This is a genomic window from bacterium (assembly GCA_019637795.1).
Taxonomy (GTDB): Bacteria; Desulfobacterota; Binatia; order HRBIN30; family CADEER01; genus JAHBUY01.
The window spans coordinates 205,336-220,700 of the sequence record JAHBUY010000009.1 but is presented as its reverse complement, the minus strand read 5'-3'; the positions used below and the strand labels follow the sequence as shown (position 1 = coordinate 220,700).

Genomic DNA, 15,365 nt, shown 5'->3' with positions numbered 1-15,365 from the left:
CATGAGCACAGCAGCGAAAGTGAAGCAGACGGAGGCGGCGCGGCCGCCGTTCAAGGTGAAGGACCTGGCGCTCGCCGAGCTGGGGCGCAAGGAGATCCGCCTCGCCGAGCAGGAGATGCCGGGCCTGATGGCGCTGCGGGCGCGCCACGGCGCCAGCAAGCCGCTGCGCGGGGCGCGCATCGCCGGCTCGCTGCACATGACGGTGCAGACCGCGGTGCTGATCGAGACCCTGGTCGATCTCGGCGCCGACGTGCGGTGGGCGTCGTGCAACATCTTCAGCACCCAGGACAGCGCCGCCGCGGCGGTGGCGGTCGGACGCGAGGGCACGGTCGCCGACCCGAAGGGCACCGCCGTGTTCGCCTGGAAGGGCGAGACGCTCGAGGAGTACTGGTGGTGCACCAACGAGATCCTCTCGTGGCCGGACGGTGGGGGGCCGGATCTCATCGTCGACGACGGCGGCGACGCGACGCTGCTGGTGCACAAGGGGCTCGAGCTCGAGCGCGCCGGCGCGGTGCCGGCGTTCGATCCCAAGACGGACTCCGAGGAGTGGGGCGAGATCCTGTCGCTGATCCGCCGCCTGCAGCAGGAGGAGCCGGGGCGCTGGGCGCGGGTCGCGAAGTCGATCCGCGGCGTCAGCGAGGAGACCACCACCGGCGTGCACCGGCTCTACCAGATGGCGAAGGCCGGCACGCTGCTGTTCCCGGCGATTAACGTCAACGACTCGGTCACCAAGAGCAAGTTCGACAACATCTACGGCTGCCGCCATTCCCTGATCGACGGCATCAACCGCGCCACCGACGTCATGCTCGGCGGCAAGGTCGCCGTGGTGTGCGGCTTCGGCGAGGTCGGCAAGGGCTGCGCCGAGTCGCTGCGCGGGCAGGGCTGTCGGGTGATCGTCACCGAGATCGATCCCATCTGCGCCCTGCAGGCCGCCATGCAGGGCTACGAGGTGAAGACGCTGGAGGACGTCGTCGAGACCGCCGACGTCTTCGTCACCGCCACCGGCAACTACGGCATCATCACCGCCGAGCACATGGCGCGCATGAAGGACAAGGCGATCGTCGGCAACATCGGCCACTTCGACAACGAGATCGACATGGCCGGGCTCGCCAAGCGTCCGGGCGTGCGGCGCATCAACATCAAGCCGCAGTACGACGAGTGGGTGTTCCCCGACGGCCACTCGGTGCTGATCCTCGCCGAGGGCCGACTGCTCAACCTCGGCTGCGCCACCGGCCACCCCTCGTTCGTGATGAGCGCCTCCTTCACCAACCAGGTGCTGGCGCAGCTCGAGCTGTGGCAGGGCGCCGACAAGTACCAGAAGCAGGTCTACATGCTGCCCAAGCAGCTCGATGAGGAGGTCGCCCGCCTCCACCTCGAGAAGCTGGGCGTGAAGCTCACCACCCTCACCCCCGAGCAGGCCGCCTACATCGGCGTCGCGGTCGAGGGCCCGTACAAGCCCGAGCACTACCGCTACTGATCCGGTCGATCCGCCGGCGCGGCCGCTATGCGGACCGCGCCGGCGGGCGCGCGGAGCCGCGGATGCGCGCCGGCCGCGCGGGAGCGCGGCCCTCCATCACGCGAGCACCCGATCGCGGAGGGCGCGACGCAGCAGCTTGCCGCTGGCGTTGCGCGGCAGGGGCTCGGGGCAGACGATCACCCGCGACGGCACCTTGAACGCGGCCAGGCGCGCGGCGACGTGGCGGCGCAGGTCCTCGGCGTCCACCGCGTGGCCCGGCTTGGCGTACACCGCGACGGCGAGCTCCTCGCCCAGGCGCGCGTGCGGCAGGCCGAAGCAGGCGCACTCGTAGACGTCGGGGTGGGCGTAGACGACGTTCTCGACCTCGGTGCACGAGATGTTCTCGCCGGCGCGGATGACGATGTCCTTGGCGCGGTCGACGAGGAAGAGGAAGCCCTCGTCGTCGAGGTAGCCGAGATCGCCGGTGCGCAGCCAGCCATCCGCGCCGAGCACCTCGGCCGTCTCCCGCGGCTTGTTCCAGTAGCCGCGGAAGAGGTGCGGACCGCGGAAGCGCACCTCGCCCACCGTGCCGGCGGGGAGCGGCTCGCCGCTCGCCGGGTCGGTGACCCGGATCTCGCAGATCGGCACGACGCGACCGGTGCTGGCGGGCTTGCGGACGTAGTCGTCGCCGGTGTTGCCCGGGCCGAAGGCGTTGGTCTCGGTCATGCCGTAGCCGATGTTCGGGCGGCCGCGGCTGAAACTGCGCTCGATCCGCTGCACCAGCTCGGGGGGCGCCGCGGCGCCGCCGCCGCCGACCGACTGCAGGCTCGAGGTGTCGGTGGCGGCGAAGGTCGGCGACTCGAGCAGGTCGTGCGCCTGGGTCGGCACGCCGACGAAGGTGGTGACCCGCTCGCGCTCGATCAGCTCGAGCGCCCGCTCGGGCGACCACTTGTGCATCATCACCAGCTTGCTGCCGCCGAGCGTAGCCCCGAGCATCACCGGCACCAGGCCGGTGACGTGGAACAGCGGGACGATGAGGATGTAGCAGGTCGGATACGGATGCGGCGCCTGCGGCGGCCGGGCGATCGAGGTCGCCGTGGCGCGGCACGCGAAGGCGAAGAGGGACTGCATGATCGCGCGGTGCGTCGACACCACGCCCTTGGGATGGGCGGTGGTGCCGGAGGTGTAGAGGATCATCGCGTCGGCGTCGGGATCGACCACGACCGCGGGCAGTCCGCCGCCGGCGTGCGCGGCGAGCACGTCGTCCCACCGATCGACGCCGGACGGTAGCGCCCCCTCGACCCGCGCCGCGACGACCCGCAGGTCGGACAGCCCGGCGAGCAGCGGCTGCGCCCGCTCCAGGCGCTCGGCGTCGGCGAGCAGGACGCGCGCGCCGCAGTCGCGCAGGCCGTAGTCCAACTCGGCGGTCGTCCACCAGGCGTTGATGCCGACCGCCACCGCGCCGATCGCCGTCGCGGCGAAGTAGCCGATGATCCACTCCGGGTAATTGCGCATCGCGATGGCGACGCGGTCGCCGGGGCCGATCCCGTACCGGCGCGCCAGCGCGGCGGCCAGCGCGTCGACGCGCGCCAGCACCTCGGCGAAGGTGTAGCGCTCGTTCTCGTAGACCAGGTACTCGGCGTCGCCCTTGGCGCGCGCGGCGTCGACGAAGGCGCGCAGCGTCGGCGGCGCATCGCGAAAGAGCCGCACGCCGACGCCGCGGACCTCGCCGCCGACCAGCGCGAACGGCCCATCGGCGGCGGTCAGGGCGGCGAGGGCCTGCTCGTAAGTCGGGCTCGCCATGGTCGGCGCGCGAAACGGCGGGCGGGCGCGTCAGTCCAGATCGCCGATCGGGCAGCCTTCGCCGCGCCGCCGGCACTTGGTCGCGGTGCCGCAGGTCGTGCACTCCTGGTCCGGCGGGCACGCCGTGGCGCCGCAACAGGTCGATCCCGGCGCGGCGCAGATCTGCGCGTCCTCGCACGTCAGGCACATCAGATCGGCGGCGCACGCCACCGCGCCGCAGCACGACGACCCCGCCGGCCGGCACACCGGCAGCCCGCCGCAGTTGAGCTCGACCATGCCGTTCGGGCAGTCGGCCCGCGCGCCTGCCGCGACCAGCAGGGCCCCCACGGCCATCGCCATCGCCACTCGCATCGTCATCGCTCGCCGTCGCATGACCGCCTCCTTCGCCTGGGGAGTGTACTCGCACTCCACCCGGGCGAAACACAAATCGACGCCGCCCCCACCCGGCGTCCCCGCGAGATGAGCGCTCGGGCCGCGCCGCCGTGCGCTGGAACGCCGCTCGATCGGGGCCCCGGTTGGCGCGATTGACTTCGCCGATCGGCCGGTGAGACAGTGCCCGGAATCGCCATGTCGCGTCCGGTCGAATTCTCGTTCCGTACCCGCGCCCACAACCTCGCGGCGCTCGGCGACGGCTGCTTCGACCTGGTGATCATCGGCGGCGGCATCACCGGCGCCGGCGTGGCCCGCGACGCCGCGCTGCGCGGCCTGTCGGTGGCGCTCCTCGAGCGGCGCGACTTCGCCTCCGGCACCAGCTCGCGCTCCTCCAAGCTCGTGCACGGCGGCCTGCGCTACCTGCAGCAGGGCGACGTCGGGCTGGTGCGCGAGGCGGCCACCGAGCGCTACGTCGTCCGCCGCCTCGCCCCGCACCTGGCGCGGCCGGTGCAGATGCTGTTTCCGATCTACAGTCGCGCCTCGTACGCCAAGATGAGCGCCGGCCTGTGGACCTACGACCGCCTGGCCAGCATCTCCGACGCCGAGCGCCATCGCATGCTCGGCCGCGACGAAGCGCTGGCGCTCGAGCCGCGGCTGCGCGCCGAGAAGCTCTACGCCGCCGGTCTCTACTACGAGTACCTGACCGACGACGCGCGCCTGGTCATCGAGGTCATCAAGGCCGCGGCGGCCCTCGGCGCCGTGGTCGCGAACTACTGCGCCGTCGAGGACTTCCTGTTCGCTGGCGAACGCCTCGAGGGCGTGGTGGCGCGCGATCAGATGAGCGGCGACGCGCTCGAGGTGCGCGGGCGGACGATCGTCAACGCGGCCGGGCCGTGGGTCGACGCCGTGCGCCTGCTCAGCGAGCCGCACGATCAGCCGCGGCTGCGGCTGACGAAGGGCGTGCACCTCGGCATCCGCAGCGAGCGCATCGGCCTGTCGCGGATCGTGGTGATGAACGCGCCCGACAAGCGCGGCGTCTTCGCCATTCCGCGCGGCGGCGTCACCTATCTCGGCACCACCGACACCTTCTACGACAACCCCGAGGACTATCCCGGGGTGACGATGGAGGACGTGCTCTATCTGCTCGAATCGGCGAACCGCACCTTCGCCGTCGATCCGCCGCTGACGCCCGACGACGTCGTCAACGGCTGGGCCGGCCTGCGGCCGCTGCTCTTCCAGGAGGGCAAGGCGCCGTCGGAGCTGTCGCGCAAGGACGAGCTGATGGTCGCCGGCAACGGCCTCGTCTCGGTCGCCGGCGGCAAGCTGACCACCTTCCGGCGCATGGCGGAGCGGGTGGTCGACCTGGTCGTCGAGCAGCTCCAGGCGCGCGGCGTGGCGGCGCCGCCGCGGCGCGGCCAGAGCGAGACCGCGATTCTCGGCAGCGGCGAGACCGGCCCCGACGTCGACGCCTTCGCCGCCGGGCTGCGCGCGCGCTGGCCGCGGCTCGATCCGGCGCTGGTCGATCGCCTGGTGCCGCTGTACGGCAGCCACGCGGAACGCCTCGTGGACGCGATCGCCGCCGATCCGGTGCTTGGCGAACGCTACGATGCGGCGCTGCCGGTGACGCGCGCCGAGCTCGCGTATGGGATCCGCGAAGAGATGGCGATGACGGTCACCGACTTCATGGAGCGGCGCAGCCGGCTGCTGCTGTGGGACCCCGACATGGGGCGCAGCATCGTCGACGGGGTCGCCCGGGCGATGGGCGAGCAGCTCGGCTGGGACGCCTCGCGGGTGCACGAGGAGGCGCAGCGCTACCGCGAGCTCGCCGAGCACCTGCGCACGTTCGAGTCGAGCGGTCCGGCGGCGCAGGTGGCGCATGGCTGAGGCGGTGGACGTCCGCCGGCTCCGCGACGACCTGGCGGCGGCGATCGGCGGCGCGCAGATCGAGTGGGGCGACGAGAGCCTCGCCGAGCACGCGCACGATACCTGGCCGCTGTCGCTGCTGCGGCTCCATCAGGGACGGCTCACCGCGCGGCCGGCCTGCGTCGTGCGGCCGCGCTCGACGGAGGACGTGGCGGCGGTGCTCCGCTACGCCAACGACGCGCGCGTGCCCGTGGTGCCCTACGGCGGCGGGTCCGGCGTCGGCGGCGGCGTGCTGCCCGACGCGGCCAGCATCGTCGTCGACCTGCGGCGCCTCGACCAGGTGCTGGAGCTGAACGAGACGGCGCTGCAGGTGCGCGTGCAGGCCGGCATGTACGGCCACCATTTCGAGGCGGCGCTGCAGGCGCGCGGCTACTCGATGGGCCACTGGCCGCAATCGGTGGAGCTGTCGACCATCGGCGGCTGGATCGCCACCCGCGCCGCCGGCCAGTACTCGACCCGCTATGGATCGATCGAGGACATGCTGCTCGGGCTCGAGGCCGTGATGGCCGACGGCCGCGTCGTGCGCGTGAAATCGACGCCGCGCCGCTCCGCCGGCCCCGATCCGCGCCATCTCTTCCTCGGCGCCGAGGGCACCGCCGGCATCGTCACCGAGGCGACCTTGAAGGTGTTCCCGCTGCCCGAATCGCGCCGCCTGCTGTCCTTCGCCTTCCCCGACTTCGACTCCGGCCTCGAAGCCATCCGCCAGATCGTCCGCGCCGGCTGGCGGCCGCCGGTGATGCGCCTCTACGACGCGATGGAGACCGGTCGCCACTTCGGGCAGTGGCAGCAGGAGGACCGCTGCTTCCTGTTGCTGGTCTCCGAGGGGCCGGCGAGCCTCACCGCCGCCGAGGCCGAAGCGTGCCACGCCGCCTGCACCGGGCACGGTGGCGAGGCGCTGGGCGATGCGCCGGTGCAGCACTGGCTCGCCGAGCGCAACAACGTGCCGTCGCTGATGTCGTTCATCGAGCGTGGCTTCGTGCTCGACACGATCGAGGTGGCGGTCGAGTGGGACCGCATCCATGCCCTCTACGCCGAGGTCGTGACGGCGCTGCGCACCGTGAAGAACCTGATCGTCATCTCCGGCCACAGCTCCCACAGCTATGCGCAGGGGACGAACATCTACTTCACCTTCGTCGCCAAGCCCGGCGATCCGACCGCCGCCGAGCCGACCTATCTCGAGTGCTGGAAGCAGGCGATGGAGGCGACGCTGCGCTGCGGCGGCACCATCTGCCACCACCACGGCATCGGCCGCCTGCGCGCTCCCTGGATGGCGGCCGAGCACGGCAGCGCGCTCGAGCTGCTGCGCGCCGTGAAGCGCGCCCTCGACCCCAACGGCATCCTCAACCCCGGCGTGCTGTTGCCGTGAGACGATCGCCAACGCAGAGAGCGCGGAGGACGGCGGGCCGAGGCGGCGGGGACGGATTCCTCTCCGCCTCCGCCCGGCGCCCTCCGCGCTGACTCGTTCGTCCCATGTCCCTCGTCCTCGCCATCGATGAAGGCACCACCGGCGTTCGCGCCATGGTGTTCGACGAGCACAGCGCGCGGCGCGGCGCCGCCTACGAGGAGATCACCGCCGCCTATCCGCGGCCGGGCTGGATGGAGCAGGATCCGCTGCACATCTGGGCGGCGACGCAGCGGGTGATCGCCGACGCGCTGGCGGCGGCGCAGGCAAAGCCGGGCGACATCGCCGCGGTCGGCGTCGCCGTGCAGCGCGCCACCACCATCGTCTGGGAGCGCGCCACCGGGCTCCCCCTGTACCCGGCGATCGGTTGGCAGGACGCGCGCACCGGCGAGCGCGTCGCCGAGTTGCTGGCGCAGGGCATCTTCACCAACACGCTGGCCTCGGCCACCAAGCTGGAGTGGATCCTGCGCGAGCGCGGCGCGATGGCGCGCGCCGCGGCGGGCGAGCTCTGCTTCGGCACGGTGGATAGCTGGCTGCTGTGGCAGTTGAGCGGCGGCCAGGCGCATATCACCGACCACTCCAACGCCTCGTGCACCGGCCTCTACGACTTCCTCGGCGGCGGGTGGGACGACACGGTCATCGCGCCGCTGGGGCTGCCGACCGCGGTGCTGCCGCGCATCGTCGAGTCGAGCGGCCTCGGTGCCGAGACCGATCCGGCGGTGTTCGGCGCCCGCGTTCCGCTCGCCGGCATCGCCGGCGACCAGCAGGCGGCGATGTTCGGCGAGCTCTGCACCGACGTCGGCGCGGCGAAGATCACCTTCGGCACCTCGGCGATGGTCGACATCAACACCGGCGAGTACCCGGTGCTGTCGCAGCGCGGCGCCTATCCGCTGATCCTGTGGGGCATCGGCGGCGAACGGCGCTGCTGTCTCGAGGGGACGGTGGTCACGGCCGGCGGCGCGGTGCAGTGGCTGCGCGACGGGCTCGGGATCATCGCCAACGCCGCGGAGTGCGGTCCGCTGGCGGCGTCGGTGCCGGACAGCGGCGGCGTCTGGGCGGTGCCGGCCTTCCACGGCCTCGGCACGCCGTACATGGATTCCGGGGCGCGCGCCGTGCTCGGCGGCCTGTCGCGCTCGACGACGCGGGCGCACATCGTGCGCGCGGTGCTCGAGGGCATCGCCTGGCGCACCGCCGAGGTGCTCGAGGCGCTGCTCGCCGACGCCGGCGCGACGCCGCCGGCGCGATTGCGGATCGACGGCGGCGTGGCGGCGAACGACGTCTTCCTGCAGTGCCTCGCCGACAGCCTCGGGCACCCGGTGGAGCGGCCGGAGACGGTGCAGGCGACGGCGCTCGGCGCCGCCTATCTCGCCGGCATGGGCGCCGGCGTGTGGCGCGGCCTCGACGACGTGCGCCACGCCTGGCGCTCGGGCGGCGTCTTCGAGCCGCGCCTCGGCGCCAGCGAGCGCGGCGAGCGGCTGGCGACCTGGCAGCGCGCGGTGCAGGCGGCGCAGCTCGGCGCCGGCCCGCGTCCGGCATGATCGCGCGCCCCCTCGCGGCGGTGGCCTTCCTGCTCGCCGTCGCGCCGGCCACCGCCGCCGTCCTGCCGGGGCAACTCGCCTCCTACCGGGATGCGTCGACGATCGAGCTCACCACCATCGGGCGCAGGTCGGGCCAGCCGCGCACCGTGATCATCTGGTTCGTGGCCGACGATGAGGGGCGGCTCTACGTGCAGTCGGGTCGGGACGGGAGGACCGACTGGTACCTGAACCTGCGGCAGACGCCGGCGGTGACCATGCGCATCGGCGAGCTGGCCATGAGCGGGGTGGCGGTGCCGGTGGCGGATGTGGCCGAGGTCGCGCGCGTGCACGAGCTCTTCCGCCAGAAATACCTGCGCGCCCGCCTGTCGGCGTGGATCGGCAGCGACGTCGGCCGCGGCCGGGTCGTCCAGCTCGGGGACCTGAACCAGCTCCCGTGACGCGGTGGCGCGGCTACCGCCAGCGCGCCATCCAGCGGCGGCGGAGCAGGGCGGGGACGATCACCATCACCGCCAGGATGGCGAGGGCGGCGATGAACTGCGGCGAGCCGACGGCGAACAGCGAGTCGCCGAAGTAGCAGTAGGCGAAGGCGCGCGGGGTGAGGCCGCCGACCACCGCCAGCGTGTAGTGGGCGAGCGACACGCGCGACAGGCCGGCGCCGTAGTTGACGGCGCTCATCGGGACGATCGGCACCAGCATCAGGAGGAAGATCAGTCCGGCGCCGAGCTCGGTGTCCTGCAGGCGTCGCAGGCGCGCCGGCAGGCGGGCCTGGACGAAATCGCGCCCGAGCGAACGGGCGAGGACGAAGGTGACGATGGCGGCGATGACGCCGCCGACCACCGCGTAGAGCGTGCCCAACCAGGGGCCGAAGGCGAGGCCGGCGACGATGAACAGCAGCCCGGAGGGGAAGAAGATGAACGGCCGCATCGACACGATGGTGATGTAGGCGAGCGGCGCGAACGCGCCCCAGCTCAGCACGGTGCCGCGCAAGCTGTCCGGCGTGAGCGCCACGCCGCGCAGGTTGAAGGCGGCGATGGCGCCGCTCACGGCGAGGAAGCCGAGGAGGTACGCGAAGCGGCGACGAGCCCGGGCGGCGGTAGCGGCGTCCACGCTCTGTCAGTAGGCGGCGGCGGGCGCTGGGGCAACCGTCGCCCTCGCGGGCCTCGCGGCGAGCCCGGGCCCTTGCCGCTCCGGACGGCCCACAGTACAGTCCCCAGCGCGTTCCAGGCCCTCCGATGTCGCAGTACGTCCCAGAATCGGGCATCTCGCCGGAGATCGAGCGGCGCGACCAGCTCATCGAATACTTCGCCCACTCGGTGAAGCCGCGCGAGCAATGGCGCATCGGCACCGAGTACGAGAAGGTGGCGGTGCGGCGCAGCGACGGACGGGCGGTGCCGTTCTCGGGACCGCGCGGCATCGAGACGCTGCTGAAGCGGCTGGCCGACCGCTACGACTGGGAGCCGCTCGAGGAGGACGGCCGCATCGTCGCGCTGCGGGGCGGCAAGGCGGCGATCACGCTCGAGCCCGGCGGGCAGGTCGAGCTCAGCGGCGAGGTGTGCGAGAGCGTCCACTGCGCCGCCGCCGAGCTCGCCGAGCACATCGACCAGATCGTCACCGTCGGCGACCAGCTCGACATCGCCTTCCTCGGCCTCGGCATGCAACCGGTGACGCGCACCGACGAGTTCGATCTGGTGCCGAAGAAGCGATACCGCATCATGTGGCCGTACATGGCGCGGGTCGGCAGCCTCGGGCAGCGGATGATGAGCCAGACCGCGACCGTGCAGGTCAACGTCGACTACGGCAGCGAGGCCGACGCGATGCAGAAGCTGCGCGTCGGCATGGGCATCGGCTCGCTGCTGACCGCGATGTTCGCCAACTCGCCGCTCAGTGACGGCGATCTCAACGGCTACAGATCGTTCCGCGGCCACATCTGGACCGACACCGACAAGGCGCGCAGCGGCCTGCTGCGGTTCGTCTTCGATGCCGCCGCCGGCTTCGAGCACTACGTCGAGTGGGCGCTCGACGTGCCGATGTACTTCATCGTCCGCGACGGCGCGTGGATCGACATGACCGCGCACACCTTCCGCGACTTCCTCGCCCACGGCGTCGCGGGCCATCGGGCGACGATGGCGGACTGGTCGGTGCACCTGACGACGCTGTTCCCGGAAGCGCGCATGAAGGGGTACATCGAGCTGCGCGCCGCCGACAGCCAGGCGCCGGAGCTGATGCTCGCTCTGCCGGCGCTCGCCAAGGGGATCCTCTACGAGCCCGACTGCCTGCAGGCGGCCTGGGATCTGGTGAAGTCGTGGAGCTGGGACGAGCGTCTGGAGCTGTGGCACGCGGTGCACGCGCAGGCGCTGCAGGCGCGCATCCGCCGCATCGGGTTGGCGGAGATCGCGCGCGAGCTGGTGGCGATCGCCGTCGAGGGGCTGCGCCGGCAGCGCCAGCTCGACGCCGCGGGCCGCGACGAATCGATCTACCTCGAACGCCTGGCGCGCATGGTGGCGCGCGGGCGCTGCCCGGCCGACGCGATCGTGGAGCAGTGGATCGGCGCCTGGAACGGCGACGTGCAGCGGCTCATCGAGGGGAGCTCGTACCGGATCGCCGCGTGAGCGCGCGCAGCGTCCGCCCGTGGGCGTGCCTCGGCCTCATCGCCGCCGCGGCGGCGCTCGCCTACGCCCCGTCGTTCAGCGTCCCGTTCCAGTTCGACGACTACGCGCGGATCATCGACAACGAGCCGCTGCGGTCGGGACAGTGGCGCGCGGCGCTCGACTGGCTCGGCGCCGCGCGCGTCCTGCCGTCGCTGACCATCGTCGCCAACTACGTCGGCGGCGGCGAGCGCGTCCTCGGCTACCACCTCGTCAACTTCGCCCTGCACCTGCTGGCGACGCTGGGCGTCTTCGTGCTCGCCCGCCAGTTGTGTCGCGGCCCGCGGCTGCGCGACTCGGCGGCGGCGCGCCGGCCGCTCGTGGTCGCCGGCGTCGCGGCGCTGATCATGGCCTGCCATCCGCTGCAGACGCAGGCGGTCACCTACATCATCCAGCGCGCCGCGGTGATGTCGGCGCTCTTCTACGTCTGGGCCGTCGCCTGCTACGTGCGCGGCCGGCTGGTCCAGATCGGGGCGACGGGTGGTCGATCGCTGCCCTGGTTCATCGCCACCGCGGTTCTCTGGGGCTGCGCCCTGTTGTCCAAGGAGAACGCCGCCAGCCTGCCGCTGGCGCTCCTGCTCGCCGAGCTGGTGGTGATCGGCGGGCGACCGAGCCTGCGCTCGCTGGCCCTCGGCGGCGCCGTCGCGGTGCTGTTGCTGCTCATCCCGCTGGCCTGGAAGATCGCCACCTGGCAGCCGCTGGCCGGCCAGCCGGTGCCCGCCACCTGGCTCGGTGAGGCGCTGGCCGCCATTCTCGACCAGGGGTCGGACACCGGCACGGCCCCGCCGTCCGCCTACCTCCTCACCCAGTTGACGGTGATCCCCGGCTACCTGCGGCTGGTCGTGCTGCCGTGGGGGCTGAACCTCGACCACGACGTGCCCCTGGCGACCGGGTGGACGTCCAGCGCCATGGCGGGCCTGGCGCTGCTCGCCGCCCTGTTCGCCATCGGCCTCCTCGCCGCGCGTCGCGCGCCGCTGATCGGCTTTGGCATCCTGTGGATCTTCATCGCCCTCAGCGTCGAGTCGAGCGTGCTGCCGATCATCGACGTGATGATGGAGCATCGCATGTACCTGGCGATGCCGGGCGTCGGGCTGATCGCCGGTGCCGCGTTCGCTGGGTGGTCCGTCCGCTGGCCGCGCGTCACGCGCGCCGCGGTCGGCGGGATCGCGATCGCGCTCGTCAGCCTGACGTTTGCCCGCAATCTGGTCTGGCAATCGCCGCTGTCGCTGTGGCTCGACGCGGCGGAGAAGTCGCCGCGCAAGGGGCGGGTGCTGGTGAACTACGGCGTCTCGCTGCACGGCGCCGGACAGCTCATGGCGGCGGCGCGTCAGTACTGCCGTGCCATGGCGCTCGATCCCGGCCTGACGCTGGCGGGAGAGAATCTCGAGCTCGCCCTCGCCCAGCAGGGCAAGCTGGACAACGTGGCCGCCGGATACCAGGGGCTGTCCCTCAACCCCGATTCGCCCGGCGTGTTCGTCGAGGTCGACATTCCGGGCCGATTCTGCCCCGAGCTGTTGGCGGCTGAGCAATGAAAAAGGGGGAGAGGCATCTCGCCTCTCCCCCTTTGCTCCGCCGGAGCGGATCAGCCGATCACGGAATGATCGTCTTCGTGGCGGGCACGCAGAGGAAGGCTGCCTTGCCCTTCACCGCCACCTGCAGGGTGCCGAACTGATCGACGAGCTGCGCGTTGGCGCCGCTGCCGCTCGGGCCCTTCACCTTGTAGCAGTTCAGGTGGGCGGCAGGATCGACCAGCGCGGAGCCGTCGACGCTCGCCGGCGCGCACACCATGCCCGGCTTCTTCACGTCGACCGACCCGCTCAGGAACTGATCGCTCACCGACCGCGTCGTCCCCACGAACTTCGGGTTCTTCAGGTCCTTCGACTTGTAGCACTGGTAGTTGTCCAGTGCCGCCGAGGCCGAGCCAGCGGTCAACGCCAGGCCCAAACCCGCAACCATGAGAGCCACTGTACGCTTCATCCGCTTTCCCCCTTTCTCGAGATATGGTTGGTCTCACCGGCGTTCTGGCATAGGGTTTTCCCTAGGTCAACTAAGTAGTTTCCGCAGGTCCATTTCGCCGCGTATCCACATAACTATTGAACTTTGCTGCATTCGAGAAAAAGGAGTGAATCGGATGTCGGGGACTGAGCGAGCGTCCGGAGCGGTCCTTGCGCGCTTGCCATCGGCGAGCCGGGAGGGCAGGGTTGGCGCCGCTTTGCGGAGAGGACGAATGCAGCGAGTACTCGGGGCAGCGGTACTGGTCGCGGTCGGGTTGGCGTTGGCCGGTTGTCGATCGGAGAACGAGGCGGGGGCGCCGGCGGCGCCCGCCGCCACCCAGGCGCCGGCCAGTCCGGTTCCGGCGGCGGCCGTCTCGCCGGAGGCGGGCGCGCCGGCGGGTGCAGCCGGCGCGAAGGCGCAGACGCCGGCGGTCGCCGACCCGCCCCTGATCGAGGCGGCGCGGGCCGGTGACACGGCGACGGTCGAGCGACTGGTCAAGGACGGAACGGCCGTCGACACTGCCAACGCCGCGGGGGCGACGGCATTGATGGTCGCGGCGCAGGGCGGCTATCGCGAGACCGTCGATGCGCTGATCGCCCTCGGAGCGAACGTCAACGCGCGCGATCCGGAGGGCGCGACGCCGCTGCTGCGCGCCGCCGAGGGCGGCTCGCGCGACGTCGCGGCGTCCTTGATCGCGCACGGCGCCGACGTGAACTTCAAGAGCGCGAAGGGCTGGACGGCGCTGATGGCGGCGGCGTGGGCGGGACACACCGGCGTCGCCGAGGAGCTGTTGGCGCACGGGGCGGAGATCGACGCGGCCGACGAGCTCGGTCCGACGGCGCTGATCCGCGCCGCTGGCAACGGCCATCTCGAGACCGTCAAGCTGCTGCTCGCCAAGGGGGCCGACGTCAACAAGCGCGATCAACAGGGTGTCTCGGCGATCACCCTGGCGGCGCTGAAGGGGAACATCGCGGTGGTGGAGGCCCTGCTCGCCGCCGGGGCGAACGTCAACGATCGGACCAGCGACGGGTGGACGCCGTTGATGGCGGCCGCCAGCGACGGTCAGGCGATGACCGTCAGCAAGCTCATCGCGCACGGCGCCGACATCAACGCCGTTCGCAAGGACGGCTGGACGGCGCTGATGCTGGCGGCCGACGACGACCACGCCGACGTCGCCGCCATCCTGCTGGCGAACAATGCCAATGCCACCCTGAAGAACGAGGACGACGAAACCGCGCTCGACATCGCCGAGTCGTGGGACAACGACGACACCGCCGAGGTGTTGCGCCAGGCGCTCGGCATCACGCCGGAACCCGACCAGCCGGCGGACGGGTCGGAGGTGACGCTGAAGACCGCGCCGACCACGCCGGCGCCGACCACGCCGGCGTCGGCCCAGCCCGCGGAGGAGAAGAAGGCGCCCTGAGCGCGCTACCGGGGGCGATGGCCGGCCTGATCACGCTGCTCACCGACTTCGGCACCCACGATGCCTTCGTCGGCATCGTGAAGGGCGTGATCCTGTCCATCGACCCGTCGCTGCGGCTCGTCGACCTGACGCACGAGATTCCGCCCCAGGCGGTCGACGTCGGCGCCCTGGTCCTGCGCAGCGCCGTGCCGTACTTCCCCGCCGCTACCGTGCACCTGGCCGTCGTCGATCCCGGCGTCGGCACGGCCCGCGCGCCGATCGCGGTGCGCACCGAGCGCGCCACGTTGGTCGGCCCCGACAACGGACTCCTCGCCCCGGCGGCCGCGGCTTTGGGGGGGGCGTTGGCCGTGCACGCCCTCGACGATCCGGCGCTGTGGCGCCAGCCGGTGAGCCGCACCTTCCACGGCCGCGACATCTTCGCCCCCGCCGCCGCGCACCTGGCGGGTGGCCGGCCCCTGTCGGAGCTCGGCTCGCCCCGCGATCGCCTCCTGCCGGCGGCGCTGCCGACGCCGACCGTCACGGCATCGGCCGTGCGCGGCGTCGTGGTCCACGTCGACCGCTTCGGCAACCTGCTGACCAACATCGAGCGCGCCGCCCTGGACGCCTTCCGCGAACACCCCCTTTCGGTTACGTTGGCCGAAATGGTCACGGTCCCGCTCCGCGCCACCTATGGCGACGTCGCCACGGGGGAGCTGGTGGCGCTCTGGTCGAGCTGGGACACCATCGAGATCGCGCGGCGCGACGGCAGCGCCGCCGCCCACCTCGGCGTCGGTCGCGGCGCCCGCGTGGTCCTGACCAGCGGGTGAGC

13 protein-coding genes are annotated in these 15,365 nt (G+C 72.1%); 9 read left to right on the top strand and 4 right to left on the bottom strand.

Annotated features, from left to right (window positions below):
- Window position 1 precedes the first annotated feature (1 nt).
- Window positions 2-1,477 (top strand): adenosylhomocysteinase, encoded by a 1,476-nt coding sequence (ahcY, locus tag KF840_26120; GenBank protein ID MBX3028384.1) that lies wholly within the window; start codon window positions 2-4, stop codon window positions 1,475-1,477.
- A 96-nt stretch (window positions 1,478-1,573) separates the two neighbouring features.
- Here the strand turns inward: ahcY and KF840_26115 are convergent, their stop codons facing one another.
- Both KF840_26115 and KF840_26110 read right to left on the bottom strand, forming a co-directional pair.
- Window positions 1,574-3,259: an acyl--CoA ligase gene (locus KF840_26115; protein ID MBX3028383.1), complete on the bottom strand. Its 1,686-nt coding sequence runs from the start codon at window positions 3,257-3,259 to the stop codon at window positions 1,574-1,576.
- Window positions 3,260-3,289: 30 nt separating this feature from the next.
- Entirely contained in the window at window positions 3,290-3,631 is a 342-nt protein-coding gene (locus KF840_26110) for a hypothetical protein (protein MBX3028382.1), read from the bottom strand.
- Window positions 3,632-3,826: 195 nt separating this feature from the next.
- Between KF840_26110 and KF840_26105 the strand changes: the two genes are divergently transcribed.
- From KF840_26105 to KF840_26090, 4 genes are all read left to right on the top strand, one after another.
- On the top strand, window positions 3,827-5,515 hold the full coding sequence (locus tag KF840_26105) for a glycerol-3-phosphate dehydrogenase/oxidase (protein ID MBX3028381.1): 1,689 nt from the start codon (window positions 3,827-3,829) through the stop codon (window positions 5,513-5,515).
- Window positions 5,508-6,920 (top strand): FAD-binding oxidoreductase, encoded by a 1,413-nt coding sequence (locus KF840_26100; GenBank protein MBX3028380.1) that lies wholly within the window; start codon window positions 5,508-5,510, stop codon window positions 6,918-6,920. The genes KF840_26105 and KF840_26100 overlap by 8 nt, the downstream gene beginning before the upstream one ends.
- A 104-nt stretch (window positions 6,921-7,024) precedes the next feature.
- On the top strand, window positions 7,025-8,494 hold the full coding sequence (gene glpK, locus KF840_26095; GenBank protein ID MBX3028379.1) for a glycerol kinase GlpK: 1,470 nt from the start codon (window positions 7,025-7,027) through the stop codon (window positions 8,492-8,494).
- Window positions 8,491-8,931: a nitroreductase family deazaflavin-dependent oxidoreductase gene (locus KF840_26090; protein MBX3028378.1), complete on the top strand. Its 441-nt coding sequence runs from the start codon at window positions 8,491-8,493 to the stop codon at window positions 8,929-8,931. The genes glpK and KF840_26090 overlap by 4 nt, the downstream gene beginning before the upstream one ends.
- A 13-nt stretch (window positions 8,932-8,944) precedes the next feature.
- Here KF840_26090 and KF840_26085 read toward each other — a convergent pair whose 3' ends face one another.
- Window positions 8,945-9,601 (bottom strand): TVP38/TMEM64 family protein, encoded by a 657-nt coding sequence (locus KF840_26085; GenBank protein ID MBX3028377.1) that lies wholly within the window; start codon window positions 9,599-9,601, stop codon window positions 8,945-8,947.
- Between the two features lie 125 nt (window positions 9,602-9,726).
- Between KF840_26085 and KF840_26080 the strand changes: the two genes are divergently transcribed.
- Both KF840_26080 and KF840_26075 read left to right on the top strand, forming a co-directional pair.
- A complete protein-coding gene (locus tag KF840_26080) occupies window positions 9,727-11,103 on the top strand; it encodes a glutamate--cysteine ligase (GenBank protein ID MBX3028376.1) in 1,377 nt (458 codons plus the stop codon).
- On the top strand, window positions 11,100-12,671 hold the full coding sequence (locus KF840_26075; protein MBX3028375.1) for a hypothetical protein: 1,572 nt from the start codon (window positions 11,100-11,102) through the stop codon (window positions 12,669-12,671). Before KF840_26080 ends, KF840_26075 begins: the two co-directional genes overlap by 4 nt.
- A gap of 58 nt (window positions 12,672-12,729) precedes the next feature.
- On the opposite strand, the gene KF840_26070 is transcribed toward KF840_26075, so the two are convergent.
- Window positions 12,730-13,095, bottom strand: a complete 366-nt coding sequence (locus tag KF840_26070) for a hypothetical protein (protein MBX3028374.1) — start codon at window positions 13,093-13,095, stop codon at window positions 12,730-12,732.
- 271 nt (window positions 13,096-13,366) lie between these two features.
- Between KF840_26070 and KF840_26065 the strand changes: the two genes are divergently transcribed.
- The gene (locus KF840_26065; GenBank protein MBX3028373.1) at window positions 13,367-14,557 is read left to right on the top strand and encodes an ankyrin repeat domain-containing protein; all 1,191 of its coding nucleotides are present in this window, start codon (window positions 13,367-13,369) and stop codon (window positions 14,555-14,557) included.
- Window positions 14,558-14,574: 17 nt separating this feature from the next.
- Complete coding sequence (locus KF840_26060) at window positions 14,575-15,363, top strand: SAM-dependent chlorinase/fluorinase (protein MBX3028372.1); 789 nt, start codon at window positions 14,575-14,577, stop codon at window positions 15,361-15,363.
- Window positions 15,364-15,365: the final 2 nt, after the last annotated feature.